Below are 25,008 nucleotides of genomic sequence, written 5' to 3'. Positions count from 1 at the left end.
CTCCGGCCTACGGTGTGTGAACCCTGATCACCAGCACGACACCACCACACCTGGAGTCCGGATGCGCCGCCCTGTCACTCGTACTGCCGCTGCCCTGCTCACGACGGCTGCGGTCGCTGCCGCTGCCGGCGCGATCGGCGCGCCCACCGCCGACGCCGTGCCTCGTACGCTCGGAGCGAGCGCCCGTGAGGCCGCACCGGCCGACATCGCAGACCAGGTCAGGGCGCTGCCCGGCGTCGCCAAGGTGACGGAGGCGACGGCGCCCGCGGGCTACCGCTTCTTCCTGATCGACTTCACCCAGCTGGTCGACCACACCAGCCCGGCCAAGGGCACCTTTACGCAGCGAATCACGTTGCTGCACAAGGATGTTGGTCGGCCGATGGTGATGTACACCGGCGGCTACAACGTGTCGCAGAACCCGTCACGCAGCGAGCCGACGCAGATCGTTGACGGCAACCAGGTGAGCATGGAGTACCGCTTCTTCGAGCCCTCCCGCCCGGCGAAGCCGAACTGGAAGCGTCAGCTGACCATCTGGCAGGCCGCGACCGATCAGCACGTCATCATCGAGTCGTTCAAGCGCCTCTACCGCCAGAGGTGGCTCACGACAGGCGGATCCAAGGGAGGCATGACGGCGACGTACCACCGCCGTTTCTACCCGCGTGACGTCGCGGGCACGGTGCCCTACGTCGCCCCGAACGATGTGGTCGATAGCAAGGACGTCTACAACACGTTCCTGAACAAGGTCGGCAACGACCCGGCCTGCCGGCAGACGCTGACCGACCTGCAGCGCCGCACCCTCAAGGACCGGTCCTGGTTCCTCGCCAAGACGCGCGCGGTCTCGAAGGCGAACAACTACACGTACGAGATCGTCGGGACCACGGACAAGGCGATGGAGTCGTCGATCGTGGACGCTCCGTTCGCCTTCTGGCAGTACTCCACTCAGGCCGACTGCGCCACGCTGCCCGACCCGAAGACGGCGACGAACGACCAGATCTGGGACTTCTACGAGAACACGTCGTCCCTCACGGGGTACGCCGATCAGCTCGTGAGTGCGTACACCCCGTACTACTTCCAGGCGGCCTACCAGCTCGGCTCGCCCGAGCCGTTCGAGAACCACATCAAGGACCTGCTGCGTTACCCCGGTCTTGATGTGGCAATCTCTTTCGTGCCCAAGGACATTCGGCCCAAGAAGTTCGACAAGACGGCCATGCCGGACATCGACAAGTGGGTCTCAACGGAGTCGCGTCAGATGCTGTACGTCTACGGCGGCAACGACCCGTGGGGCGCCGAGGCGTTCACCTGTGGCGCCAAGGCGGCGCAGCGTGAGTGCGCTCGCTACTTCGTCGCCGGCGGCAACCACGGCTCGCGCATTGGTCAGCTGCCCGACGCCGAGAAGACCCGCGCCACCGCACTGGTGCTCAAGTGGGCCGGCCTCGGTGGCGGCGACCAGGCGTCGAAGCAGATGGCCGCAGCGGGCCGTCCGAAGCAGGTCCCCGCGCTCGACAACGTGACGCCCGACTACCTGCGCCGCGGCGGGATGTAAGCCACCTGAGGCAGCGCTCCGCGGAGCGCTGCCTCAGGTGCGGGTCTGCTGCGCCCAGCTCTCGTAGTGGTCGACCAACGTGTCCTCGATCGGGCGGTACGTGATGCCCAGCTCGTCCCGGCTGCGGGCGTTGTCGACGGTGAACCGGATGCCCAGGTGCTTGCGGATGTAGTCCTGCGTCAGTCCGAACCGCGGGCCGAGCACACGCACGGCGGCGTCCGGGACCTGCCAGCGCGGGAGGACGTACGAGCGGTGGTGCGCCGGCCGAATGAACCGCGCGAAGTCGAGCATGGAGGTCATCTCCTGCTCGGCCAGGACGTAGCGGCCGCGTGCCTCGGGGACCTCAGCTGCGCGGATGTGCGCGGCGGCGACATCGCGGACGTCGACCGTGGTGAACGCGAAGTTCGGAGCGCCGTAGAAGAAGTAGCCCTTCATCAGCTCATCGAGGAGGAACAGGCTGCCTGACTGTGAGGCGGGAGTCAGCGAGGGCCCGAGGATCAGTCCTGGGTTGATCGCGACCATGCTCCATCGCTGCTGTGCGTCGCAGATGTCCCAAGCCGCTTGCTCTGCAACCGTTTTGGAGTAGTGGTACGGGTTGTTGTCGACCGTGCTCGTGGTGTTGAAGTAGTCCTCGCTGAGCACCTGGTCCTTCATATCAAGGACGTCGATGTAGTCGCCGAAGATCGCGCCGACCGTCGAGGTGAGGACCACCCGCCGCACTGTGGGCGTCTCGTTGACGGTGTTGAGCACGCTACGGGTGCCCTTGAGCGCCGGTTCGACGAGGTCGCGCTGGCCGTCCTTGATCTGCTCGGGAAGCAGGAACGGCGAGGCCACGTGATGGACAACGGTGCAGTCGGTCATCGCCTCTGCAAACGAACCGGGCGACAGCAAGTCAGCCTCGAAAAGGCTTAGTAGCCCAGGGAACTCGCGTTGCAGGTCCGTCAACGGCGCGATCTTGGCCGCGTTGGACGTACTGCGCACTGTTGTGTGCACAGCGGTGCCCTGTTCGAGCAGCTGACGCACCAGATGGCACGCGACGAAGCCGCTGCCGCCAGTGACCAGAGCGGCATCCATGGCTCTCCTAGATGTCGTGGGATCGAGTCGCGTGGCCCACCCGCTCGATGAGTCCGCGCTCGACGGCCGGCCAGTCCTGCGCGGTGATCGAGAACAGCACAGTGTCACGCACAGTGCCGTCGGGCCGCCGGTCGTAGCGGCGGAGGGTTCCCTCGTACGCCGCGCCGAGTCGCGCGATCGCGCTCTGTGACCTGGTGTTCCGCACGTCGGTACGGAACTGGACACGACCGCACCCCAGCTCGGCGAAGGCGTACCGCAGCAGCAGCAACTTGGTCTCAGGGTTGACGTGGGTCGACCACACGGAGGGGTTGTACGCCGTCGCGCCGATCTCCAGTCTCGCGTCGCCCTCGGAAACGTCGTAGTACGAGGACATTCCGAGGACTTCACCGGCCGTCGCCACCTCGGTCGTCTCCCGTGCGATCACCAGCCACTGGAACCGACCAGGCAGTCCGCCGAGGTAACCCAGCCCTCCGGCGAGCGCTTCGGGCGTCGGCGGCCGGGGTGCTCCGAAGACGCTCCACACGGCGTCGGCGTCGAGAGCGGCGAACAGCGCGCTCGAGTCGGCCTCCGGGGAGATCTGGCGGAGGCGTACGAACTCGCCCTCCAGCTCGGTGCCAGCGGCGGGCGGCCAGGTCATCGCGCCCCACGGCTGGTCGTCGGGACGGCTGTCCTGAATCGGTTGGAACACGCGCGCTTCTGTCTGTCGTGTGCTCATGGCGAGCAGCCTTCCAGTCGGTGGCTGGTCAGGCGACTGAGACGCTTGACCAATTCGATAGTACGCGCCACTCTATGTGGGCGCGCTCACACTCGCCGCGCGTTCCTGCACAGGATCGAGATGCCATGAGCCACGAGCTGAACCGTCGAGACGCGCTGCGGTTAGGGGTCGCAGGCGGCGCCGCGTTCGTCGCGACTCAGCTGCCGTCAGCTGCAGTTGCCGCACCGCCGAGGTTTCGTCCACACGGGTCTCCGAAGGGCACCACTCTCGATGCGACCGTGAGGCTGGGCAGCCCTGGACGCAACGGGTACCGCCTCCTCGTCGCTGGTCCTGGCGAGCCACGCGTCGTGCGCGACGACCTGCTCGCACACCGGCCCCAACGCAAGGCACGACCGCGCCCGCTGCTCGCGTTCGGGCAGCTGACCGACACCCACCTGGTGGACGCGCAGTCTCCGGGCCGGGTCGAGTTCCTCGATCGATACAGCGACCCGGACCAGCTCGGCGCGGCTGCTCCTCTCGACGGCCAGTACCGGCCGCACGACATGCTCACCGTCCAGGTCGCCGAGTCAATGGTTCAGGCTCTCAACCGGGTACGCCGAGGCCCGGCGACCGGCGTACCGATGGCGTTCACGATCTGCACCGGTGACAACGTCGACAACACCCAGTACAACGAATTGCGTTGGCAGATTGACGTGCTCGACGGTCAACGAGTTCGTCCCGACTCGGGCGACCCGCGTCGATACGAGGGCGTCGCGGATCCCACGCACTACGACACTCGCTACTGGCATCCCGAGGGCGCGCCAGGTCGCGAGCACCCCGACCTGCCGCGCACGCGCAACGGATTCCCAGCGGTCCCAGGGCTGTTGGACTCCTGCCGCAGACCGTTCCATGCCACCGGACTGGACATGCCCTGGCTGACCACGTTCGGCAACCACGACGGGTTGATGTCAGGGTCAGTGCCGCCCACGGCAGGGGGCCTGCGGGCCATGACCACCGGTGGTCGCAAGGTCATCGACCTGCCGCCCGGCACCGACGTCCTCCAGCTCCTCGACGGGATCAACACCCTCGACCCGGGCGCCCTGGCCACCTTGTTCGCCGGCCCCGCCAGGTCCGTGACCCCGGACCTGCAGCGTCGCCCGCTCTCGCGCGCCGAGACGATCGCCGAGCACTTCCGGACCGCGTCGTACCCCCGTGGGCACGGCTACACCGACTGGAATCGGCGCACGGGCAACGCCTACTACGCCGTCGATCACGGTCCGGTCCGTTGCCTGATCCTCGACACGGTCAACCCCAACGGCGGACCCAACGGGTCGATCGACGAGCAGCAGGCGCGTTGGCTCGCCGCCCAGCTCGCCGCAGGGTCCAGCCGGCACCTCGACCAGCACGGTCGTACGGTCCAGAACCGTTGCCACGACAAGCTGTTCGCGATCTTCAGCCATCACACGCTCGACACCATGGACAACCTCGCCGCGCCCGAAGGCGTGACGCGCTACGGAGGCGCAGCGGTGCGGGACCTGCTGCTGCGTCATCCCAACGTCATCGCCTGGGTCAATGGTCATACGCATGAGAACACGGTCACTCCGCGCCGTCGGCCCTCGAACTCCACTGTGGCGGGTGGGTTCTGGGAGATCAGCACCGCCGCGCACATCGATTGGCCGGTTCAGTCGCGAGTCATCGAGGTCGCGGACAACCGCAACGGCACGCTGTCCGTCTTCGGGACCATCGTCGACCTTGCTTCTCCGCTTCGGTACCGCCACGGCGCGACCGACCCGATCAACCTCGCGTCGTTGGCGCGGGAGCTCTCGGCGAACGACTGGCAGCCGCCTTCGGGAGGTCTGGACATCCGTCGTGGATCGGTCGAGGACCGCAACGTCGAGCTCCTCCTGCCGGCGCCGTTCGGCCTGGGTCTCACCGAGCAGTAGTCCGCGCGAGGTGCGTTCGGGTCGGTCGCGTAGGTGAGATGGTCGTCGCATGAGTCAGCCCGAGCCTCGAGATGGGTCTGCCGAGACGACGAATCCCTGGTGGGTGCACGTCGAGAGCGATCGGGGCCTCCTGCTGCGGCGCGTGACCACCGCGGACGCCGCGGGTGTCCTTGCCGTGCACGGTGATCCGCGGGTCTACGCGTACGACCCGCAGGAAGTACACCCCGATCTCGCTCATTCGCGACGGTTCGTCGTACCTATGCTCGACCACTGGGCGGAGCACGGGTTCGGCTACTGGTCGGTGCTCGTACCCCGCGAGTGGTCGCCGGACGGCCCGCGCGGGACCGGGTCTGGCGACGCCGACCGGGCGTACGCCGGGCTCGGTGGCATCCAGCATCACCAGGTGTCGGGCCAGCCGGTCCTCAACGTCTACTTCCGACTGGCTCCGGCGGTGCAGGGTCGCGGCGTCGCCGGACGCATCCTGAACGAGTCTGTCCGGATGGCCGCCGCCGTGGCGCCAGGGCAGGACGTCGTCGTACGAACTCGGCCGGCCAACACGGCCGCTCGACGGGTCGCGACCAGGGCTGGGTTCGTCGACGAGGGGCTGGAGCCCGGGACTACGGACATGCAGCTGTTGCGTCTCAGTCGCTAGGGCTCGCGCGCAGGCCGTCGATGATGAGGCCGACGAGGCGTTCGGAGCGCCCCTCGTCCTTGGCCGGGTCGATCCGCCAGAGCATGCTGAGCTGCAGGAGGACGTCCTCTGGGTCGACGCCGGCCTTCAGGTCGCCACTGCGCTCGCCGGCGTCGAGCAGGACAGCGATCGCGTTGACGAAGGGCTCGTAGGCGGGGTCCTCGAGCGCTCCGTTGGTGGCCGCGTGGATGACCTCGGCGACGCCGTACTTGAGGCGCGCATAGCGAGCGACCTCGCCGAACCAGCGCCGCAACGCCTCCATGGGCGGGTGCTCGTCGGCGAGCGTCGGCGCCAGGTCGATGAGCGTGCCGATGTCGGTGCGGTAGACCTCCATCACGAGGGCCTCCCGCGTCGGGAAGTGCCGGTAGAGCGACCCGATCCCGACGCCGGCGCGCTTGGCGATGGCGGACAGGGATGCGGAGCCGTCCTCGGCCAACGCCTCGCGGGCCGCCGTCGCGATCCGCTCACGGTTGTGGACTGCATCGGACCGGGTACGCCGGCCTGTCGCCTCTCCCATGTGTCTCCCTCGCATTGGCTAAACGGAGACCCCTCCGCTACGGTCTGATGTTAACCGGAGTGCTCTCCGGTTAAAGACTACAACGCGAAGGATCTGATCATGTCCGGAGTCACTCTGGTCACCGGCGGCAGCGGCTACATCGGCGGCTGGGCGATCGCCGAGCTACTGCGTCGAGGCGACACGGTCCGCGCCACGCTGCGCAACCCGGCTCGCGCCGCGGAGGTGTCCGACGCCGTACGCCAGGTCGCCGGCTCGACCGGGCGACTCGAGTTCGCGACGGCTGACCTCTCGTCCGACGACGGCTGGGACGCCGCGATGGACGGTGTCGAGAAGGTTCTGCACGTGGCCTCCCCGATGGGCATCACGACCGAAGGTGACGCTGATTCGCTCATCCGGCCGGCGGTCGACGGGACTCGACGCATCATGCGAGCCGCCACCGAAGCCGGCGTGCGGCGCGTGGTCATGACGTCCGCCGCCAACGCGGCCAGCCCCTCGTCGTATGCCGAGGAAGGCGTGACCGACGAGACCCTCTGGACTGACCTGAACGACTCGTCATTGATCCCTTACCGCCGCGCCAAGACGATGGCGGAGCGGGCCGCGTGGGAGATGGCGGAACGGCCGGGAGCGCCCGAGCTGACGACGGTCCTGCCCGGCGCAGAATTCGGTCCGATCCTGTCCGCGTCGACGACGGGTTCGGTCAGCATCGTGGCGCGCATGCTCGGTGGCAAGGTGTCGCGGGTGCCGCGAATTGGGTTCGAAGTAGTGGATGTTCGCGATCTCGTCGATCTGCACCTGCGCGCCATGGGCGCGCCTGAGGCGGCCGGTCAGCGGTTCCTCGGCACGGGTGAGTTCATCTGGATGCGCGACATGGCCGAGGCGCTGCGCGTGGGTCTCGGCGATGACGCGACGAAGGTCTCCGTCCGAGGCGTACCCGACTTCCTCGTGCGACTCGCTGCTCGTCGCGACTCAGCGCTGCGCGAGATCGCGCCGGCCCTCGGCCGCAAGAACCGGCACAGCACGGCGAAGGCGTACGAGGTCCTTGGCTGGCAGGCTCGGCCTGCCCGCGAGACCGTCGTCGACTGCGGCCGTAGCCTCCTCGACCACGGAGCCGTCTAGGTCAGCCGGCGAAGGCGCGACGCAGTCGAGCGTGCGCGTCGTCGGGCGCACCCACCCGGCGCAGACCGAGCCGGGCGGCGCCCAGGACGGGCGGCGTCGCGACAACTCGAGGGACCGCGTGCGGCGCCTGCTCCGCGAGCCGGAGTCGAATCTCCTTCAGCAGCAACGGATTACGACTCGTGAGGACGCCACCGCCGAGAACGACGTCGAGCGGTTCGTCGACCGCGTCGAGCCGGCGGATGGCGGCAGCGGCCAGCGCGACGATCTCCTGTCCTTGTCGGCGGACCAGGTCGATGGCGACCTGGTCGCCGCCGTCGGCCACCTTGAACAGCACCGGGGTCAGGGACATGCGGTCGTGCTCGGCGATCTTGTCCAGGTGGACGGCCTCGATCAGCTCCGCCATCGTGCTCAGGCCGAGGTGCGAAGGCAGAGCGGTGCGCAGTGCGGTGTCCGGTCCCCGGCCGTCCTCCGCGCGGGCCGCCCACCACATCGCTTCCTGCCAGAGGAATCCGCCGCCACCCCAGTCTCCGGAGATGGTGCCGACCGCGAAGAACCGCGCGACGGTGCCGTCGGCCAGGACGCCGCTGCAGTTGGTGCCGGCGCCGCAGATGACGGCCACGCCGACCCCGGTCTCGGTTCCTGCGTGCAGCAACGCGAACGTGTCGTTAACGACCTCGGTGGAGGGCGCCCACGCCTCGTCCCGGATGGCAGCGTCGAGCGCCTCGTGCTCGACGGGCAGGTCTGCGTTGGCCAGACACGCTGCCACGTGGCAGATCTCGACCTCACCCGCGGCACGGCGTACGTCCTCGACGAGCGGAACGAGGGTGCGGACGGCCGCGCGAGCGCCGACCAGGTGGGGACGGAACCCGCCGCCGCGGACCGTGCCGAGCAGCGTCCCGTCGACGGACACGAGTGCGACGTCGGTCTTGCTGTTGCCCGCGTCGATCGCGAGGATCGCGCGCGTCACGCCCATGGAAGGTGCTCGCGGTTGTGGGCGATCAGCCGGTCGGTGAGGCCGTCGGCCAGCTCGGCCTGACCCACCAGCGGGTGGGCGAGCAACGCTTCGAACACGCGCTGGCGGCCGCCCCGCAGGGCAGCGTCCAGCGCGAGGTGCTCATACGAGGTGACGGCGGAGACCAGTCCGGCGTACAGCGGCTCGAGCGGTGCCACGTCGACCGCGCGTACGCCGGTGTGGTCCACGTGCGCGGGCACCTCGATGACCGCGTCGTCGGGCAGGAACGGCAGCGTGCCGTTGTTGCGCAGATTGACCACCTGAGGTGCGGGCGTCGCGCCCGTGCCGAGCAGCGAGGCGGCGAGCTGGACGGCCGCCTCGGAGTAGTACGCCCCACCGCGCTGGGCGAGGAGGTCCGGCTTGGTGTCCAGCGTCGGGTCGGCGTACAGGGCGAGCAGCTCGGTCTCCACGGCAGTGACCGCGGTGGCACGTGAACCGGCGGCACCGGCTTCGACCAGCTCACGCACGACCTCGTCGTGGGCGTAGAAGTAGCGCAGGTAGTACGACGGGATCACGCCGAGGCTCGTCATGAGACCGGCGGGCAGCTTGATGTCCTCGGCGAGCTCGGCCGCGTGGCCCGCGAGGATCTGCGGAAGCCTGTCGGTGCCGTCGACGCGTGCCGCGCGCTCCCAGGTGAGGTGGTTGAGGCCGACGTGGTCCAGCTCCAGCTGCTGGGGCTCGACCCCGAGGATGCTGGCGAGCTTGCGCTGAAAACCGATCGCGACGTTGCACAGACCGACGGCTCGGTGTCCCTCGTTCAGGAGGCCGCGGGTGACGATGCCGACCGGGTTGGTGAAGTCGATGATCCACGCGTCAGGCGCGGCCTTGCGTACGCGTTCGGCGATGTCGAGGACGACCGGCACGGTGCGTAGGGCCTTGGCGAGCCCGCCGGCGCCGGTTGTCTCCTGACCGACGCAGCCACACTCCAGCGGCCAGGTCTCGTCCTGGTGTCGAGCAGCCTGGCCGCCGATCCGGAGCTGCAGCAGCACGGCGTCCACACCGTCCAGAGCCGGCTCGAGCTCAGCGCTCGTGGTCAGCGTGCCCGGATGCCCGAGACGGTCGAGGATCCGCTGGCCGAAGCCACCGACCAGCTCGAGCCGATCCTCCGCGGGGTCGACCAGCACGAGCTCGTCGAAGGGGAGCACGTCCTGAAGTCGGCCGAGACCATCGACCAGCTCGGGGGTGTAGGTCGACCCACCGCCGACGACGGCGAGCTTCATCCCTTCACTCCCGTCAGGGTGACGCCCTCGATGAAGGCCCTCTGGGCCAGGAAGAACACGACGATGACGGGTGCCATCACCAGCAGGGTCGCAGCCATGGTCAGGTTCCAATTCGTGTGATGGGCGCTGCGGAACGACTGCAGCCCGTAGCTGAGTGTCCAGGCGCCGGGATTCTCGGAGGTGTAGATCTGCGGCCCGAAGAAGTCGTTCCAGCAGTAGAAGAACTGGAACAGAGCCGCCGCTGCGATGCCCGGCCGCGCCATCGGCAGGACGACGCGGACCATCGCGCGGAAGTCGCCGCAGCCGTCCACCTTCGCGGCCTCGATGTACTCGCGCGGAATGGTGAGCAGGAACTGTCGGAGCAGGAAGATCGAGTACGCGTCGCCGAAGGCCAGCGGGAGGATCAACGGCCAGAGCGTGCCGGAGAGGTGCAGGTCGCGGGCCCAGACGATGTAGAGCGGGATGACGGCAACCTGCGGCGGCAGCATCATCGTTGCGATGACCACCATCATCGCCAGGTTGCGGCCGCGGAAGCGGAAGTGCGCGAGGGCGTACGCGACGGGGATGCTCGAGAGCAGCGTCAGCGCCGTGCCGGCCACGGCGTAGATGATCGTGTTGCGCCACCAGGTCGAGAAGCCTGGTGTGTTCCAGACGTCGACGAGGTTGTGCCACACGAACTGGTGTGGCCACAGGTCGCGGGTCAACGCCTGCTGGTCGCTCATCAGCGCGGTCAGGATGACGAACAGGAACGGCAGCGCGAAGAACAGGGCTGCGGCGATGGCCAGGGCGTGGAGTGCGATCCACTCCAGCGTCGGTCGAGCGCGGGCGGGCATCAGGCGTCATTCCCCAGGAAGCCGCCGCCGCGTCGCATCAGCAGCGCTGCGAACACCATCGAGAGCGCGAAGAGGACGAGGGCGATCACGCAAGCGGCGCCGATGTCGAACCGTTGGAAACCCAGGTGGTAGACCAGCTGCGGCAACGTCAGCGTCGACTTGTCGGGGTAGCCGGGCTCGGTCTGCTGGCCGGATCCTCCGATCTGACCGCTGGCGATCTGACCGGCCACGAGTGGCTCGGTGTAGTACTGCATCGTCGCGATGACGCCGGTCACGGCGGCGAAGGTGAGGATCGGACGCAGGTGCGGCAGCGTCACGAAACGGAACTGCTGGAAAGGCCCGGCACCGTCGAGCTGGGCGGCCTCGTACTGCTCCTTGGGCACGTCCAGCAGCGAGGCCATGAAGATGACCATCAGGTCGCCGATCCCCCACAGCGCGAGCAAGGTGAGAGCCGGCTTGGACCACGCGGGATCGTTGAACCACGCCGGCTCGGGCAGACCGACCTTGCCGAGGATCGTGTTGACCGGACCCGTGCCCGGGTTCAGCAGGAACACGAAGGCGAGCGTGCTGGCGACCGGCGGCGCGAGGTACGGCGCGTAGTACAGCGTGCGGAACAGGTTGGCGCCGCGCTTCAGCCGGATGACGAGCATGCCGACGCCCAGCCCGAAGATGACCCGGAGCGTCACCATGACCACGACGAGCCAGAGGGTGTTGCGCAGCGCCGGCCAGAAGAACGGGTAGTCGGAGAAGACGAACCGCCAGTTCGAGAGGCCGTCGAACGTCGGTGACCCGAAACCGTCGTAGTGCGTGAAGGAGTAGTACGCCGAGGACACCAGGGGATAGAAGAAGAACAGTCCGGTGCCGAGCAGCCAGGGGGACAGGAACGCCAGGTTGCGGAGGGTCTCTCGGCGCCGGCGTCGGGATCCCTTGCGGACGGGTGGGCGCGCTGGCCTCGGCGGGGTCCTGACGGCCAGGTTCTGGCTCATCGCCTATCGGGCCTGAGCGATGTCGGTGTCGATCTGCTTGGCCGCCTTGCCCAGACCCTGCGGCAGATCGGTGAGCTTGCCCGACTCGTACGCGTAGCCGACGTCCTGCAGGGTCAGCTGGTACGTCCCGCCGTTCGGGCTGGCGGGCGTGGTGACGCTGTGCGGGTTCGAGGCGATCTTGATGAAGGTCTGGAAGGCGGGGTTCTGGTTGACGTCGGGCGAGGCGAGCGCCGCCTGCGTCGACGGGACGTTGTGGATCGCGTTGGCGAAGTCGACGACGGCCTTGGTGTCGGTGGTCAGGTACTTCACGAACCGCCAGGCGGCGTTCTGCTTGCTGCTGGTGCGGGCGATGCCGATGATGGTGCCGCTGACGTAACCCTTGCCGTACTGCGCGGCCTGGTCGTCGGGCACCGGGAAGGGTGCGACGCCGTACTGCAGGCCGTTGTGGGAGTCATCGATCATCCCCGCACGCCACTCGCCGTCGATCGCCATCGCGACCTGGCCGGTCATGAACGGGTTCTTCGAACCGAACTCGTCGCCGAAGGTCGTCCGGTACTTCTCCAGCTTCGCGTAGCCACCCAGCTTGTCGACCAGGCCCTTCTGCCACAGGAAGGACGCCTTGATACCGGGGTCAGTGGCGATGCTCGACTTCCCGTTGCTGTCGAAGTACTTCGGTGACCACTGGGCGTTGAAGTGCGTGGTGGTCGACTCGTAGCCGTGGTAGTTGGGCATGAAGCCCAGCTGGGAGTAGCCGGTGCCGTTGGACTTGGTCAGCTTGACCGCGGCGGCGTCGAACTCCGAGAGCGTCCTGGGTGGCCGGGTGATGCCGGCCTTCGCGAACATCGTCTTGTTGTAGTAGAGGCCGTATGCGTCTCCCAGGAGCGGGAGCGAGCACTGCACTCCCTTGAACTGGGTGTACTCGAGCTGCGTCGCGGTGAACGTGGTCTTGGGGTCGACGTTGCTCTTCTTCAGGAACGGCGCGAGGTCGATGAACGCCTTCGAGCTGCACAGCTGGCCGACGTTGTCGGTGGTGAAGGAGGAGACCACGTCGGGTGCCTTCGGTCCGCCGGCGCGTAGTGCCTGGTTGATCTTGTCGTCGGTGATGTTGCCGACGACGTTGACGTGGACGTTGGGGTTGGCCTTCTCGAACGTCGCGACGTTGGCCTGGATCGCCTTGACCTCGTTCGGGGCGCTCCATCCGTGCCAGAAGGTGATGGTGACCTTCGCGTTCGGGTCGTCCTTGGCGCCACCCTCGTCGCTGCCGCTGCAGCCGGCCACGCTCAACGTGAAGGCCAAGGCGGTCGTCACGCCGAACGCGCAACGAACCTTCGTGGTGATCCTCATGATGCTCTCCTCGTCGTGCCGGTCCGGGTGGCCGCCGGGGGTCGGCGCGCCGTCATGTCAGGAGGGTTGGGACGTGTGCGCCGAGGTGGCGTTCGCCGCTCGTGGAGCGCCGGCGCGGCGCGCGATGGTGTCGAAGACGTCCTCGCGGGTGGCGCTGACCGCGGTCTGGAGTGCCCCCGCGAGCACCGGGTGATCCGTGACGTCGGCGAGCTCCAGCCGGGGATGTGCAGCAGCCAGCGAGCCGACCTGGTCGCTGATCCGGTCGCGCAGCGGCTCGCCACCGGCGGCCAGGATGCCGCCCGCCAGGACGACGAGCGTGGGATCGACGACCGCGACGAGCGCGGCGATGCCGAGCGCGAACCGTTCGGCGAGGGTCGAGAGCAGGACGTCGCCCTTGCCGGGCAGCGTGTGCGCGCGAGTAACCGCGGCCTCGGGCGTGCTCGCCCGGATGCCGAGCGATCGGGCGAGCGTCAGCACCTGTTTGCCACCGGCGAGCTCCTGGAAGCCGCCGGTGTTGCCGCGCCGGACGTCACGAACCAGGGGCGTGCCTGGCAGCGGCAGGAACCCGATCTCGCCGGCACCACCGGTCGCGCCGCTGTGGATGCGGCCGGCGATCACGATCGCCGCACCGATGCCTTCGTCGGCCCAGAGGAGTACGAAGTTGTCGACGCCGCGCGCACGGCCGGCGCTCTGCTCTGCACGGGCGGCGAGGTTGACGTCGTTGCCGACGTCGAAAGGCACCTTGACCGCCTCGGCCAACCGGTCCAGCAGTCGCGCGTCGTGCCAGCCCGGGAGGTGGCGGGCGTAGAACAGCCGGCGGGTGCTCGGGTCGAACGCGCCCGGGGTGCCGATGACCATCCGGTGGAGCCGGGACCGGGGGATCCCCGCCGCCAGACACGCCCCGTCCAGAGCGGACTGCACATGCTCGACGGCGTCAGGCTTGGCGCGGCGCGGGGTGGGCAGCTCGTACTCGCCCACGGTGCGGCCGGTGATGTCCGTGACCGCAGCCAGGACGCGCGTCGGCGTCACGTCGAGCCCGGCGGCGTACGCCGCGTCCGGGTTGACGGCGTACAGCTGGGCGCGTGGGCCCGGCCCACCGTGGGTGTTGCCGGTGTTGATGACCAGTCCCGCCTCGGAAAGACGGGTGAGGAGCTGGGAGGTGGTTGGCTTGGACAGACCGGTCAGCTCGCCGAGCCGGGAGCGCGAGAGCGGTCCGTGCTCGATCAGCAGGTGGAGCGCCGCGCGGTCATTGATGCCGCGCAGCATGCTCGGCGTTCCGGGGTTCGCCGTGTCTCGTGTCATGACCTCGACCTAATAGATAGGAAAGTTTCCTAATGGTCGGTGATCGTGCCACTGGACGGTCGGGAGCGCAAGCATTTCGAGCAGATACGTCGAACGCGAAAGTCCGACCCGTCAGAGGGCTGTCAGCCGAGGACGAACTCGTGTGCCCTCGACCAGAACGCGGCACGGTCCGACTGCCCGGCAGCAGCCTGGCTGAGGGCGCCCATGGCTGCCACCGCAGGATCGGCGCCGGTCGCCATCCTGATCGCGGCGAGTGCGGCGGCCTCTCGCGCGATCGGGGGCCGCGTCATCTCAGACCTCTCGGACATCTCGGCGGCGGTCACCCGGCGGATCTCGACACGGGTGGGTCCGGGAAACAGGAGCTCATGGACACGTGACTCGTCATCGAAGGGCGGCGGCAGCGTACGGCCGTCCGCGAGAGCCTCGAGCGCGATCCCGAAGTCGACGACATCCGTCGGCAGTCCTTGGATCGCTTCCCTGACGGCCCAGACTGCGATCCGACGCTGCTGCTCCTCGTTGGCCTCTGCGATCGCGTTGGCGAGCTGCCAGTCAGCCCGGGCCACTGGACCTGATTCGGGGCCAACGGCCTCGAGGCTCGGGGACGGCTCGCGGCCACCCCACGTCGTACGCCTGTGCTCCGCTGCCACCGAGTCGTCCCACGCCTGCCATCGCCGCGCCTCTTCGTCCTGGCGTTCGCGTTCGGCTGCCTCGACCCGAGCACGCGCGGTCGTCGTGAGGGACACGCCAGATGCGGCCGGCCACAGCTGCAGCAGGTAGAACTCGTGCACTCGGTCGGCGCCGGTGTCGTACTCGGCGCCCCAGGTGCGGCGATGCGCGCGCAGCTCGTAGTCACCGGGAGTGATGTCAACGGGGTGGATCGGACCGCCACCCCAGGACTCGAGTTGGCGATCGCCGATGACCGGGATGCTGATCTGCTCCACGGCTTCCCAGCCGTCGTTCCGGTCAAGCTGCCCAGGCGCTTGATCGCGCACGTCGACGAGCACGGCGACCGGTCCCATGCGGCACACGGTTGAGACGACGACGTTGCCCAGCGGGTCGGCCTCGATGAGGTCGTGGTCGAAGTTCCACGCCATCTCTTCGCGGGGTCCCGCGAAGTAGAACTGGTGGTAGTCGGGGTGCACGACCTGGCCAGGCCCGGCCCACGATCCGTCCGGCGCGCTGTACGACTCGAACAGGTCATCATCCAGAGGCAGCTGCACGCCCGGAGTCTCGCACGGGCGCCACACCCGACAGGCTTGCTTCGACCTCCCAAGCCTGTCAGGCCCGGCCGCTCAGAGGCGGTCGAGGAAGGCGATCGAGCGCTCGAGCACGAGCTTGGTCGCGGCCTCGTCGTACGACGGCAGCGAGCTGTCCGCGAACAGGTGCTGGTCGCCCGGGTAGAGGAACATCTCGACCTCGTCGTGCGAGTCGACGAACTTCTGGGCGGGCTCGATATCGCCCTCGCCGACGAACATCGGGTCGTTGTCCATCGAGTGGATCTGCGCCGGCACGCCTTCGGGCCAGGTGCCGAACTCGGACGGCTCGACGAACGTGTGGAAGAACAGCCCGCCGAGCGCGCCGGGTCGGGTCTGGAGCAGCTGCTGAGCCGGCATGCCGCCGAGGGAGAACCCGGCGTACGCGAGCTGCTCGGGGAGCTCCTCCGCCGCCTTGATCCCGCGGGCCCGGATCTCGCCGAAGCCCACCTCGCCGCAGTACGCCGCGCCCTCATCGATGGAGTCGAAGGTCCGGCCCTCGAACGAGTCGGGTGTGTGCACGGTGTGGCCGGCCTGCCGCAGGGTGTCGGCGAACGCCTCGACTCCCTTGGTCAGACCCTGGATGTGGTGGAACAGTACGAGCTCGGTCATGGCGGGGCTCCCCGTGTAGTGAGTGGTCTTTGCCGACCGTAGGACTCATTCCGGACAATCGGCGTCCGAAAAGGTGCGCGTCCTGGAGACATCTCGCAATGCCTGGACGCCACGACCGGGCCGGTCGTATGAAGGACGGACACCACACAGGCAGGAGCACCATGGACGCCAACCCGATCGCCGCCGCACGGCAGCTCATCGACGCCAACCAGTACGTCACGCTCGCCACCGCAGACGCCGACGGCCGGCCGTGGGCCTCGCCCGTGTGGTTCGCCCACAAGGGCTACACCGAGTTCGTCTGGCTCTCCCGGCCGGAGGCGCAGCACTCACGCAACATCGCGCAGCGGTCCGAGGTCGGGTTCGTCATCTTCGACTCCACCGTGCCGCCGCTCACCGGGAAGGCGGTGTACGCCGAGGCGCTCGCCCAGGAGGTCGAGGAGTCCGACGTGCCCGAGGCGCTCGCGACGTTCAACGCCCGCGAGGCAGCGGTCGGGATCGGCCGGCTCGGTCTGGGAGACGTCACCGGCGACGGCAACTTCCGTCTCCACAGGGCCCGCGCCACCCAGCTCTACTACCTCGACGATCACGACCACCGCGTCCCGTTCGACCCGGGGGCCTGACCCCCGCCTACGAGGGCGCGACGCCGAGTGCGCGCAGCACCGCTTTCGTGGCGTCCGCGACGGCGGCATCCACGGTGGGTGCATCCGCCTTGTCGCGAGCCGTCAGCACCGAGAGCACCACGGGTGAGCGGTTGGGCGGCCAGATGACGGCGATGTCGTTGCGCCTGCCATAGCTCGCGCTTCCGGTCTTGTCGGCGACCGGCCATCCGTGCGGCACGCCTGCCCGAATTGTCTTGTCCCCTGTAGTGTTTCGCCACATCACGTCGCGCAGCAGCGCCTGCTCCGGCCGAGGCAACGCGCTGTCGAGCAGGACCGCTCGGAGGTCGACGGCGAGCTGGCGCGGGGTGCTGGTGTCGCGCAGGTCTCCCGGCGCGCCCGAGTTCAGGTCGGTCTCCCATCGGGTCGGCCGCGTGACCTGATCGCCCAGGGTTGTCTGGAGCGTACGACCGAAGCCGGTCGGTCCGCCGAGCTCGGCCAGCAGCTTGTTCCCAGCGGTGTTGTCGCTGAATCTCAGTGCAGCGTCGATGATTTCGCGCAGCGCCATGTCGCCGCCGACGTGCTTCCCGGTCACCGGAGAGTTGTCGACGATGTCGCTCTGAGCGATCGGTACGCGTCGCCCCAGTCCCGGCAACCCCACCTTCCGCACCACCATCGCCGCGGCCAGCGCCTTGAACGTCGAGGCGTACGCGAACCGCTCGTCTGCCCTGTACGCCACCTCGCGCTTCGTGCCGGTGTCGATCGCATAGACCCCGAGCCGTACGCCGTGCCGCGACTCGAGCGGCTGGAGGCTGGCGGCCGCTGGTGCCGCGGTCCGGGCTGGCGTCGACGAGGGCGCCTTGCTCGGCACGGCAGCCTTCGAGGGTGAGCCGCACGCTGCGAGCAGGCCGACCGGCGCAGCAGCGGAGGAGGCGAGGACAGCTCGCCGTGTCGGGTGCATACGCCCAGCATGCCTCGCTGGCGACTAGCGGCCATGGCGACAGGCCGCCAGGCGAATCATGGCCGGAACCTGCCGCGCTCCAGGTAGACAGAGGTGTGCCGTTGGCACGCGTCACGATCCTGGGAGCACACCATGATGCGAAACCCTTTAGTAACACGCAGAACTCGACGAGTTGGCACGCTGCTCGCGCTCACCACTCCGGTGGCCATGGTGACGTCCTCGGCAGCACTGGCGCTGCCCGCGATCCCGTCTGAGGGAGACGCCTTCACTCCGGCCTCCAGCGCCAAGGAAGTGACGCTCCCCAGCGGTGACACGGTGCACCTCACCCAGCTGGCTAACGGTACGAGCACGGCAGCCATCGACCCTGCGCCACGTGCGAGTGGCGTACGACCAAGCTTTCTGGTCAGCAAGAGCGGCGGCACGACTCAGGTGGTCCCGTCCGACGCCTCACCTGAGCCCAACGCGTTCACCGTCGGTCCGACCAAGAGCCAGCCGGTCGCGAAGGCGCCCGCCGGCGTACCCCTGCATGACCTGCACCTGAACACCATTGCGCGAGACGGCCGTCCGGCGACCGGGGTCGTGACGGTCTTCGATGTGAAGACGGGGGCCGTACGCGCTCGCCGCTACCTGCCTGGCAACCCGAGCCTGCCGTGCAGCTCGACGTCCTCGGACAGTCCGTGCGTGCAGGTGCCGGCGGGGACGTACTCGGTGATGGGTTTCGTCTACACGATGCCCGCCGACAAGCCGAGCACGAAGTCGGGCCGCACAGTCCTCAACACCGCCCTTGTCGGTGACCCGGAGCTGACGATCACGGAAGGTTGCAGCTTCACGCTCGACGCTCGGCTCGGACGTGAGGTGACGGTCTCGACGCCAGGTCGTTCGACCCGGGCCAACGACGGTGGTGCGATGCAGATCGCCTATCACCGCACCGCGGCCAACGGCGAGGACCTGATCGAGCAGCTGCACGAGTCGCCCGGCACCCAGCTGGAGCAGCGCTTCTTCCTGCAGCCGACCCGCAAGGTCACCCAGGGCGCGCTCGAGGCCAGCACGCGGTGGCGTCTCGAGGCGCCCGCCATTGAGATGGGCGCGCTCGGCGTCGGCACGCTCCACCCGGAGTACTACGACAGCGTGTGGTTCAGCGATGTGGCGAGCCAGTACCCGCGGCTCGACGGCTCGGCTGTCCTGCCGATCGTCGATGTCGGTACGGCGACGCCGGCTGAGCTGGTCGGCAAGAGTCTGCGCGGGTCGCTCGCGCTCGTACGCCGCTCGGACGCGACGCCGGTCGGGGAGCAGTCCAACGCCGCGGCCGCGCTGGGAGCCCGAATGGTGTTGATCTACAACGACAATCCGGGCGTCAACAGTGACCCGGGCAAGACTGGAATCCAGCTGAAGGTGCCCACGCTGCGGCTCTCGCACGAGGAGGGGCTCGCGGTGCTGCGCCGTCTGGGCGGCGCGTCACAGCGGCCGGGCTTGGTGGCGGCCGTCCGCGGGGAGACGGCGAGCCCGTACCTCTACGACCTCGTCTACACGCACCGCGGGTCGATCCCGCAGAACGTGCACCAGGTGGCCGACCCGAAGAGTCTGGCGACCGTCACCCGTCACTTCCATGGGCAGCCCACGACTGGCTCGACGTTCAGCGAGGCGGCCTACGAGTGGCAGTCGTACGACGACGCGTCCTACACGGTCGTCCTCCCGCTGCTCGGTGGCGCGCGGACCCGTACGGACTACCGCCTGGCGGATCCGAACACACGCTGGGCGTACGCGGTGATGACGCCGGAGTCGGAGTACAACCACATCTTCCCGGACGCCGACACCGCGCGCATGGACCTGAATCACGTTGGCTCCGAGACGTATCGGGCCGGTGAGCGCGCGTCGAACGCGTGGGGCGTGGCGCCGATCGCGCCGGGGATCAGCCCGTACCAGCCGGTCCAGCGAGCGGGCGACAAGATGCGTCTGCGGCTCGCCGCGTTCGTCGACGCCGATGGCAATCAGGACGAGGCGGCCTCGGACAGCTTCGCCGGCGGCCTCGACACGGACTTCACGGTGTACGCCGATGACCAGCTGCTGACGCAGACGCCGAAGCTGCCGAACGGCGTGCTCACCGTGCCGGCGGCGGATGCGACCTACCGCGTTAGCTATCGGGTCGACAACAACGCGTCCTGGGCGCAGCTGTCCAAGCACGCGCAGAGCGACTGGACCTTCCGGTCGGGGCACACGCCGGACGGTGTGGCGTTCACCGAGCCGCTGCTGATGGCCGACTACGACGTCACATCCGACATCCGCAACCGGGTCAAGACTGACCGCGCCGGCCGAATCTCATTCGGGCTCAACCTGACTCACCAGGTGGGCGCCACGACCGCGACGCCGATCACGAAGGCCGGCGTCGACGTCTCGTACGACGACGGCAAGACCTGGCAGACCGCGCAGGTACGCCGGGTGACGGGCGGCCGCTACCAGGTCACCCTGCCGGCCCACGGGTCACGATGGAGCGGGTTCGTCTCGCTGCGGATGAGCGCAGCTGACCAGGCAGGCGGCACCCTCCAGCAGCTGATCACTCGAGCGCTCTACGTCGACGGTCAGTCCTGAGCGGAGAACCAGCCGAGCCGCGCGGCCTGGATGCCGGCTTGGAAGCGAGTTCGAACGTTGAGCTCGTCCATCAGCTCGGCCACGCGACGGCTCAGCGTGCGGGTGCTGATGTCGAGACGGCGGGCGATCGCATCGTCCTTGACGCCGGCAGCCAGAAGTGCGACGAGCTCGGCGTCGACGTCGCTGCTCAACGTGTCCGGCGGGAGCAGCGGAGTGGCCTGCTGCCACAGCAGATCGAACAGCTGCACCAACGCGTCCAGCAGGGCCGACGGATGGATGGCCAGTGCGACGTCGACGACTTCCTGGACGGCGAGCGGCAGGATCGCCAGTGACCGGTCGCCGATGGCCAGCTTCATCGGCAGATCGGGGTGAACTCGGGAGAGCTCGCCGAAGCGCGCTGCATCCTGTGCTTCGTCCAATGCACCTGGCATTGCTAGGGATTCGGGTGCGTAGAGACCGCGTACCTGCACCTGCGACCGCATCAGCTGACGCACCGTGGTGTCGGAGCGGTTGGCGTCGGCGACGTAGGGCGGCCGGTCGAACACCATCAGCTCGTTCCGGGTGCTGGTCAGGAGCTGCTCGAACCTTGTCGCGATGGCCTGCCGCCCGACGATGACCTCGACGACCTGCTCAGGACGATGGCGTTCCTCGGTGGCGACCTCCGCGAGCAGCTCCCGCGCCGCGAGCTGGGCGCGTCCGAGCTCTTCCTGCCTGCGGGCCACGAGGACGTCGACGGCGACATCCGGGCGGGCGGCGAGCAGGCGTACGGGCCGCCCGGCGATCCGACTCACCAGGCCCATCTGCTCCAGGGAGGCGAGCGACCGGCGTACGGACGAGACCTCGCGACCGACCCGGGCGGCCAGCTCGGCGACGGTCGACCGTGGCAGACCCAGCAGGGCTCGGTAAACGTTCTCTTCCGCCTCCTGCACACCCAGGGTTTCGAGCATCTCCGCATCTTTGCACTGCGGCGCAAGGGGATTCCGGGGCTTTCTGAGGAGCGCCTCGAGTGGCCGCACCTCAGGCGGAAGTCGCCGCCTTCGCCTGAGGACTGCGTCGAGCGGTCGCTCCTCAGATGGCGAGGGCGCCCAAGTGGCCGGCGCGGATGATGGTCGGCTAAAGTCGTTTCGTGCCGCAACGAAATGATCGAGAAGAGCTCGCCGAGGCGGTCATGGCGCTCATCGACCAGGGCCATCGCCGGATCTCGCGGCACCTCGACCTGACGAGGGTCCGGGTGCTGGGGACCGTTGCTGCGCAGGGCCCGATCCGCCCGAGCGCGATCGCCGCCGGGCTCGGCCTCACCGCATCCGCGACCAGTCGGCATCTGACCGCGCTGGAGCGGGCCGGGCAGGTGACCGTGGAGCCGGACTCACACGACTCTCGTACGTTCCTGGTCCGGCAGACCGAGCGCGGCACCGCCGAGGTCGACACCACGATCCAGGCTGGTTCCGCGGTCTTTGCGGAGGTCATCGCCGACTGGTCGGACGAGGACGTCGCCACCGCACGAGACCTGATCACTCGCCTCAACGAGGCGTGGGAGCAACGCGGCGAGTCGGCCGCTCCGGCAGCGGCGCCAGGCGCCGGGCCGAGGTGGCGGCGCACGCGTCTGTCGATTGCCGACAAGGAGAACCCGACATGACCTCGCGCATCCCGTCGCCCGTCCAGCTCGCCCGAGCCTTGCTGGTCGCCGGGCCATAAGCCACGTCGTGGTGCCCATCGTGATGTGGGCCGACAAGGACGAGGTACGCGACCAGATCGCCTCCCAGCATCCTGACTTCGGCGCGGACGAGGTCCGAAAGTCGGCCGACATCGCGGTCGTCTCCGGCGCGGTGTTCCACGGCATCCTGCTCGTGCTGTGTCTGGTGCTGGTGGCGAAGCTGGCCACCGGCCGACCGTGGACTCGCCGCCTGACGGTCGTGTCCCAGCTGTTGTCCGTGGTGTTCAGCGCCTTCTCGTGGTCGTCGTCGCCGATGTTCCACGTGGTCATCCCGGTCGTCGGCGCCGTCCAGCTCGCCATCGTGGCGTTGCTGCTCGTGCCCCGCGAGGCTCGCGACTTCTTCGAGCAGAGGGCTCCGTCGGACGCGTCCGTCTGAGGAGCGCGTCGAATGGTCGCCCGTCAGGCGCAAGCCTGCCTAGCGGCCTGAGGAGTTGCTCGACTGGTCAGTCCTCAGATCGGTGCCGGTCTCCCTCGCGGTCACCGGGTTCGGCGGACGGCGCGGAAGGGGCTGGTAATGCTCGTGATTCGATGATCAGGCGACGGCGTACCCGGCGGTAACGACAAGCGTACGGCCTGCGCGGGAAGGCCTCGCGCTTTCACTTCTGTTGTTTTCATTGCACCTCCAGTTACGCAGTCTTACGCTCCGACAACACCCAACGGCGGGTGTCGATGCGGACGGAGGTCCTCCCGTGGCGTCACTGAGCGAGTTCGATCGCGAGCAGGCGATCCTCCTTGAGCTGGATGAGAACGGTCGCGTCGAGGTCAGCGCGCTCGCTCAGCGGTTCGGGGTCTCGGCCGTCACCGTGCGCAAGGACCTCGAGAGTCTCGAACGCCGTTCCATGCTCCGCCGGATCCGCGGGGGAGCCCTGGTCGCGCCGCGCTCGGACGAAGGCGCCTTCGAGTTCCGCCACCGTGTCGCACCCCGGGCCAAGCGGGCCATCGCGCAGCGGGCCGCGAGTCTCGTGCAGCCCGGCGACGTGATCGTCATGGACTCCTCGACGACGTGCTTCTATCTCGCCGAAGAGCTCGTCGACATCCAGCCACTTACCGTTGTTACCAACGGACTTCGCGCATCGGCGTTCCTGCTGGCCAACTCGCGCGCGACCGTGATCATGCCCGGCGGCGTACTGCGGCGGGCGTCGGAGTCGATGGTCGGCTTCTTCGGTGACGTCCTCGCCGGACGAGGTCAGGTCGACAAGGGGTTCTTCGGCCTCGTCGGGCTCAGCCTCGAGCGCGGCCTGCTCGACATCACCCCGGAGGAGGCGCGCGCCAAGGACGCGATGGCTGAGATCTGCCGCGAGGTGTACGCCCTCTTCGACTCCACCAAGATCGAACGCTTCGGGACACACCCCTTCGTGACGCTCGACCGCGTCACCGGACTGATCTCCGACACGGGCGTGCCCAAGGACGTGCACCGCGAGTGGACCAAGGCCGGGGTCCGCTGGGACCTGGTCGACCCGGATGCCGCCGAGGTCCCGGTCCGTCCGGTGAGGCGGCTTCGATGAGTGCGGCCACCACGGTCGCAGCCGTCGACCTCGGTGCCGAGAGCGGCCGAGTCGCCGCGGTGTCGTACGACGGAGCTCGCCTCTCCCTCGACGTCGTCCACCGCTTCACGCACACCCCACGCCCCGTGGACGGCGTACTCCGCTGGGACATGAAGGCGCTGCAGGACGGTGTCGAGCAGGGGCTCGGTCGGCTCGCGGCAGGAGAGGTCCCGGTGGCTTCCGTGGGTGCCGACGCCTGGGGCGTCGACTACGGATTGCTAGACGCTGCAGGCGAACTCGTCGACGAGCCCACCTGCTACCGCGACCCACGACAGACTCCGGCCCTGCGCCGAGCGCTCGACCTACTCGGCCCGAAGCGCCTCTACGCCGCCACCGGCGTACAGATCATGGACATCAACACGCTGTTCGCGCTGATGGCTGATGTCGAGTCGATGCCCGAGCGGCTGGAGCGAGCCAGGACGCTGGTCATGCTCCCCGACGTCATCCACCACCTGCTGTCCGGCTCGCGGACCACGGAGTACACCGCGGCGACGACGAGCGGGTTCTACGACACCACGCATGCCGCCTGGGCGACGTCCCTGCTCGACGAGCTCGGCGTACCAACGCATTTCCTGCCCGAGGTCGTGCCGCCCGGCACCGATGTCGGCCCGCTGCGCGGCGATCTCGCGACCGGCGCACTCGGAGACGCGCGGGTCACCGTGCCGCCCGGCCACGACACGGCCAGCGCGGTCGTCGGGACGCCCCTTCGGGACCCGGCCGGCCTCTACATCTCCTCGGGCACCTGGTCGCTCGTCGGCGTCGAGGTCGACGCGCCCGTCATCAGTGACCGGACGCGTGCGCTCAACATCACCAACGAGGGCGGTTACGCCGGAACCGTGCGTCTGCTGCGCAACGTCGCCGGGCTCTGGGTCCTGCAGGCGTGCCGCCGACAGTGGGCCGAGGACGGCGTGGACCTCAGCTATCCGGACATGGTGCGGCTCGCTGCCGACGTGCCGGGGCTGCGTTCGGTCATCAACCCTGACGCCCACGAGTTCCTCGACGGCAAGGACACGCCAGCGCGCATCCAGCAGAGCTGCGAACGCTCTGGTTTCGTTGTGCCCCAGTCGATCCCGGAGATCCTGCGCTGCGTCCTGGACTCACTCGCGCTCGGCTATCGCGCGGTCGTCGAAGACCTCATCGAGGTCACCGGGCGAGCCGTGCCGAGCATCAGCATCGTGGGTGGTGGGGCCAACAACGCCCTGCTGTCCCAGCTCACCGCCGACGCCACGGGCTTGCCCGTGCACTGCGGCCCCGTCGAGGCCACCGCCCTCGGCAACGCGGCGACCCAGCTGGTGTCGCTGGGCGAGCTCTCCGGTCTGGCGGACATCAGACGCGTCATCCAGGCCACCACCCCGACCACGACGTACACCCCGCGCACTCACGAGGGGTGGGACGCGGCGTACGCACGCTTCACCGAGCTCGTGGCTCGCGAGCGCGAACGGCAAGGACTTGCCGTGAGCTGACGAC

Annotated in this window: 23 protein-coding genes; 10 read left to right on the top strand and 13 right to left on the bottom strand. The window is 68.6% G+C overall.

Going from position 1 to position 25,008, the window contains the following annotated elements:
• Positions 1-61: 61 nt before the first annotated feature.
• Positions 62-1,543 (top strand): S28 family serine protease, encoded by a 1,482-nt coding sequence (locus VV02_RS00635; protein ID WP_052589254.1) that lies wholly within the window; start codon positions 62-64, stop codon positions 1,541-1,543.
• A gap of 33 nt (positions 1,544-1,576) precedes the next feature.
• On the opposite strand, the gene VV02_RS00630 is transcribed toward VV02_RS00635, so the two are convergent.
• Positions 1,577-2,617 carry an NAD-dependent epimerase/dehydratase family protein gene (locus VV02_RS00630; RefSeq protein WP_052589253.1) on the bottom strand — a complete coding sequence of 347 codons (1,041 nt, stop codon included), beginning with the start codon at positions 2,615-2,617 and terminating at the stop codon, positions 1,577-1,579.
• Between the two features lie 7 nt (positions 2,618-2,624).
• Positions 2,625-3,332: a GNAT family N-acetyltransferase gene (locus VV02_RS00625; RefSeq protein ID WP_052589252.1), complete on the bottom strand. Its 708-nt coding sequence runs from the start codon at positions 3,330-3,332 to the stop codon at positions 2,625-2,627.
• 125 nt (positions 3,333-3,457) lie between these two features.
• Between VV02_RS00625 and VV02_RS00620 the strand changes: the two genes are divergently transcribed.
• A complete protein-coding gene (locus VV02_RS00620) occupies positions 3,458-5,254 on the top strand; it encodes a TIGR03767 family metallophosphoesterase (RefSeq protein ID WP_052589251.1) in 1,797 nt (598 codons plus the stop codon).
• 49 nt (positions 5,255-5,303) lie between these two features.
• Complete coding sequence (locus tag VV02_RS00615) at positions 5,304-5,906, top strand: GNAT family N-acetyltransferase (protein WP_083449803.1); 603 nt, start codon at positions 5,304-5,306, stop codon at positions 5,904-5,906.
• Here the strand turns inward: VV02_RS00615 and VV02_RS00610 are convergent.
• The gene (locus VV02_RS00610; protein ID WP_052589249.1) at positions 5,896-6,462 is read right to left on the bottom strand and encodes a TetR/AcrR family transcriptional regulator; all 567 of its coding nucleotides are present in this window, start codon (positions 6,460-6,462) and stop codon (positions 5,896-5,898) included. The genes VV02_RS00615 and VV02_RS00610 overlap by 11 nt on opposite strands.
• 99 nt (positions 6,463-6,561) lie before the next feature.
• Here VV02_RS00610 and VV02_RS00605 point away from each other — a divergent pair, with 99 nt between their 5' ends.
• Positions 6,562-7,578 (top strand): NAD-dependent epimerase/dehydratase family protein, encoded by a 1,017-nt coding sequence (locus tag VV02_RS00605; protein ID WP_052589248.1) that lies wholly within the window; start codon positions 6,562-6,564, stop codon positions 7,576-7,578.
• Position 7,579: 1 nt separating this feature from the next.
• Here the strand turns inward: VV02_RS00605 and VV02_RS00600 are convergent, their stop codons facing one another.
• The 8 genes from VV02_RS00600 to VV02_RS00565 all read right to left on the bottom strand — a co-directional run bounded on the left by VV02_RS00600 (position 7,580) and on the right by VV02_RS00565 (position 16,140).
• Positions 7,580-8,551, bottom strand: coding sequence for an N-acetylglucosamine kinase (locus tag VV02_RS00600; RefSeq protein WP_052589247.1), 972 nt, complete (start codon positions 8,549-8,551; stop codon positions 7,580-7,582).
• A complete protein-coding gene (locus VV02_RS00595) occupies positions 8,542-9,810 on the bottom strand; it encodes a 6-phospho-beta-glucosidase (RefSeq protein ID WP_052589246.1) in 1,269 nt (422 codons plus the stop codon). The genes VV02_RS00600 and VV02_RS00595 overlap by 10 nt, the downstream gene beginning before the upstream one ends.
• A complete protein-coding gene (locus tag VV02_RS00590) occupies positions 9,807-10,643 on the bottom strand; it encodes a carbohydrate ABC transporter permease (protein WP_052589245.1) in 837 nt (278 codons plus the stop codon). Before VV02_RS00590 ends, VV02_RS00595 begins: the two co-directional genes overlap by 4 nt.
• Positions 10,643-11,629 carry a carbohydrate ABC transporter permease gene (locus VV02_RS00585; protein WP_083449802.1) on the bottom strand — a complete coding sequence of 329 codons (987 nt, stop codon included), beginning with the start codon at positions 11,627-11,629 and terminating at the stop codon, positions 10,643-10,645. The genes VV02_RS00590 and VV02_RS00585 overlap by 1 nt, the downstream gene beginning before the upstream one ends.
• Positions 11,630-11,632: 3 nt before the next feature.
• Positions 11,633-12,973 carry an ABC transporter substrate-binding protein gene (locus VV02_RS00580; protein ID WP_052589244.1) on the bottom strand — a complete coding sequence of 447 codons (1,341 nt, stop codon included), beginning with the start codon at positions 12,971-12,973 and terminating at the stop codon, positions 11,633-11,635.
• A gap of 57 nt (positions 12,974-13,030) precedes the next feature.
• A complete protein-coding gene (locus VV02_RS00575) occupies positions 13,031-14,275 on the bottom strand; it encodes an ROK family transcriptional regulator (protein WP_083449801.1) in 1,245 nt (414 codons plus the stop codon).
• Positions 14,276-14,397: 122 nt separating this feature from the next.
• Positions 14,398-15,495 (bottom strand): hypothetical protein, encoded by a 1,098-nt coding sequence (locus VV02_RS00570; protein WP_157063201.1) that lies wholly within the window; start codon positions 15,493-15,495, stop codon positions 14,398-14,400.
• Positions 15,496-15,567: 72 nt separating this feature from the next.
• A complete protein-coding gene (locus VV02_RS00565; protein ID WP_052589241.1) occupies positions 15,568-16,140 on the bottom strand; it encodes a dienelactone hydrolase family protein in 573 nt (190 codons plus the stop codon).
• Positions 16,141-16,301: 161 nt separating this feature from the next.
• Here VV02_RS00565 and VV02_RS00560 point away from each other — a divergent pair, with 161 nt between their 5' ends.
• A complete protein-coding gene (locus VV02_RS00560; RefSeq protein WP_052589240.1) occupies positions 16,302-16,760 on the top strand; it encodes a pyridoxamine 5'-phosphate oxidase family protein in 459 nt (152 codons plus the stop codon).
• Between the two features lie 7 nt (positions 16,761-16,767).
• Here VV02_RS00560 and bla read toward each other — a convergent pair whose 3' ends face one another.
• Positions 16,768-17,697, bottom strand: a complete 930-nt coding sequence (bla, locus tag VV02_RS00555) for a class A beta-lactamase (RefSeq protein WP_052589239.1) — start codon at positions 17,695-17,697, stop codon at positions 16,768-16,770.
• Between the two features lie 132 nt (positions 17,698-17,829).
• Between bla and VV02_RS00550 the strand changes: the two genes are divergently transcribed.
• Positions 17,830-20,283, top strand: coding sequence for a PA domain-containing protein (locus tag VV02_RS00550; protein ID WP_083449799.1), 2,454 nt, complete (start codon positions 17,830-17,832; stop codon positions 20,281-20,283).
• On the opposite strand, the gene VV02_RS00545 is transcribed toward VV02_RS00550, so the two are convergent.
• Positions 20,274-21,230 (bottom strand): helix-turn-helix domain-containing protein, encoded by a 957-nt coding sequence (locus VV02_RS00545; protein ID WP_052589237.1) that lies wholly within the window; start codon positions 21,228-21,230, stop codon positions 20,274-20,276. The two genes, VV02_RS00550 and VV02_RS00545, sit on opposite strands and share 10 nt — an antisense overlap.
• Positions 21,231-21,409: 179 nt before the next feature.
• Here VV02_RS00545 and VV02_RS00540 point away from each other — a divergent pair, with 179 nt between their 5' ends.
• The 4 genes from VV02_RS00540 to VV02_RS00525 all read left to right on the top strand — a co-directional run bounded on the left by VV02_RS00540 (position 21,410) and on the right by VV02_RS00525 (position 25,004).
• Positions 21,410-21,919 (top strand): MarR family winged helix-turn-helix transcriptional regulator, encoded by a 510-nt coding sequence (locus VV02_RS00540; RefSeq protein WP_157063200.1) that lies wholly within the window; start codon positions 21,410-21,412, stop codon positions 21,917-21,919.
• A gap of 67 nt (positions 21,920-21,986) precedes the next feature.
• A complete protein-coding gene (locus VV02_RS00535) occupies positions 21,987-22,373 on the top strand; it encodes a hypothetical protein (RefSeq protein ID WP_052589235.1) in 387 nt (128 codons plus the stop codon).
• A gap of 313 nt (positions 22,374-22,686) precedes the next feature.
• Entirely contained in the window at positions 22,687-23,502 is an 816-nt protein-coding gene (locus VV02_RS00530) for a DeoR/GlpR family DNA-binding transcription regulator (RefSeq protein ID WP_052589234.1), read from the top strand.
• Complete coding sequence (locus VV02_RS00525) at positions 23,499-25,004, top strand: rhamnulokinase (protein WP_052589233.1); 1,506 nt, start codon at positions 23,499-23,501, stop codon at positions 25,002-25,004. The genes VV02_RS00530 and VV02_RS00525 overlap by 4 nt, the downstream gene beginning before the upstream one ends.
• Positions 25,005-25,008: the final 4 nt, after the last annotated feature.

The organism is Luteipulveratus mongoliensis, assembly GCF_001190945.1.
Taxonomy (GTDB): Bacteria; Actinomycetota; Actinomycetes; order Actinomycetales; family Dermatophilaceae; genus Luteipulveratus; species Luteipulveratus mongoliensis.
The sequence above is the reverse complement of the archived record's forward strand: the minus strand, read 5'-3'. Positions and strand labels throughout refer to the sequence as shown.

What these genes read in the sequence shown, in the direction of transcription:
- VV02_RS00630 (WP_052589253.1), bottom strand. Translation starts at nt 2,617, where the DNA reads ATGGATGCCGCTCTGGTCACTGGCGGCAGCGGCTTCGTCGCGTGCCAT.
- VV02_RS00580 (WP_052589244.1), bottom strand. Translation starts at nt 12,973, where the DNA reads ATGAGGATCACCACGAAGGTTCGTTGCGCGTTCGGCGTGACGACCGCC.
- bla (WP_052589239.1), bottom strand. Translation starts at nt 17,697, where the DNA reads ATGCACCCGACACGGCGAGCTGTCCTCGCCTCCTCCGCTGCTGCGCCG.
- VV02_RS00600 (WP_052589247.1), bottom strand. Translation starts at nt 8,551, where the DNA reads ATGGGCGTGACGCGCGCGATCCTCGCGATCGACGCGGGCAACAGCAAG.
- VV02_RS00525 (WP_052589233.1), top strand. Translation starts at nt 23,499, where the DNA reads ATGAGTGCGGCCACCACGGTCGCAGCCGTCGACCTCGGTGCCGAGAGC.
- VV02_RS00625 (WP_052589252.1), bottom strand. Translation starts at nt 3,332, where the DNA reads ATGAGCACACGACAGACAGAAGCGCGCGTGTTCCAACCGATTCAGGAC.
- VV02_RS00585 (WP_083449802.1), bottom strand. Translation starts at nt 11,629, where the DNA reads ATGAGCCAGAACCTGGCCGTCAGGACCCCGCCGAGGCCAGCGCGCCCA.
- VV02_RS00550 (WP_083449799.1), top strand. Translation starts at nt 17,830, where the DNA reads ATGATGCGAAACCCTTTAGTAACACGCAGAACTCGACGAGTTGGCACG.
- VV02_RS00620 (WP_052589251.1), top strand. Translation starts at nt 3,458, where the DNA reads ATGAGCCACGAGCTGAACCGTCGAGACGCGCTGCGGTTAGGGGTCGCA.
- VV02_RS00595 (WP_052589246.1), bottom strand. Translation starts at nt 9,810, where the DNA reads ATGAAGCTCGCCGTCGTCGGCGGTGGGTCGACCTACACCCCCGAGCTG.
- VV02_RS00565 (WP_052589241.1), bottom strand. Translation starts at nt 16,140, where the DNA reads ATGACCGAGCTCGTACTGTTCCACCACATCCAGGGTCTGACCAAGGGA.
- VV02_RS00610 (WP_052589249.1), bottom strand. Translation starts at nt 6,462, where the DNA reads ATGGGAGAGGCGACAGGCCGGCGTACCCGGTCCGATGCAGTCCACAAC.
- VV02_RS00590 (WP_052589245.1), bottom strand. Translation starts at nt 10,643, where the DNA reads ATGCCCGCCCGCGCTCGACCGACGCTGGAGTGGATCGCACTCCACGCC.
- VV02_RS00560 (WP_052589240.1), top strand. Translation starts at nt 16,302, where the DNA reads ATGGACGCCAACCCGATCGCCGCCGCACGGCAGCTCATCGACGCCAAC.
- VV02_RS00605 (WP_052589248.1), top strand. Translation starts at nt 6,562, where the DNA reads ATGTCCGGAGTCACTCTGGTCACCGGCGGCAGCGGCTACATCGGCGGC.
- VV02_RS00575 (WP_083449801.1), bottom strand. Translation starts at nt 14,275, where the DNA reads ATGACACGAGACACGGCGAACCCCGGAACGCCGAGCATGCTGCGCGGC.
- VV02_RS00635 (WP_052589254.1), top strand. Translation starts at nt 62, where the DNA reads ATGCGCCGCCCTGTCACTCGTACTGCCGCTGCCCTGCTCACGACGGCT.
- VV02_RS00615 (WP_083449803.1), top strand. Translation starts at nt 5,304, where the DNA reads ATGAGTCAGCCCGAGCCTCGAGATGGGTCTGCCGAGACGACGAATCCC.
- VV02_RS00545 (WP_052589237.1), bottom strand. Translation starts at nt 21,230, where the DNA reads ATGCTCGAAACCCTGGGTGTGCAGGAGGCGGAAGAGAACGTTTACCGA.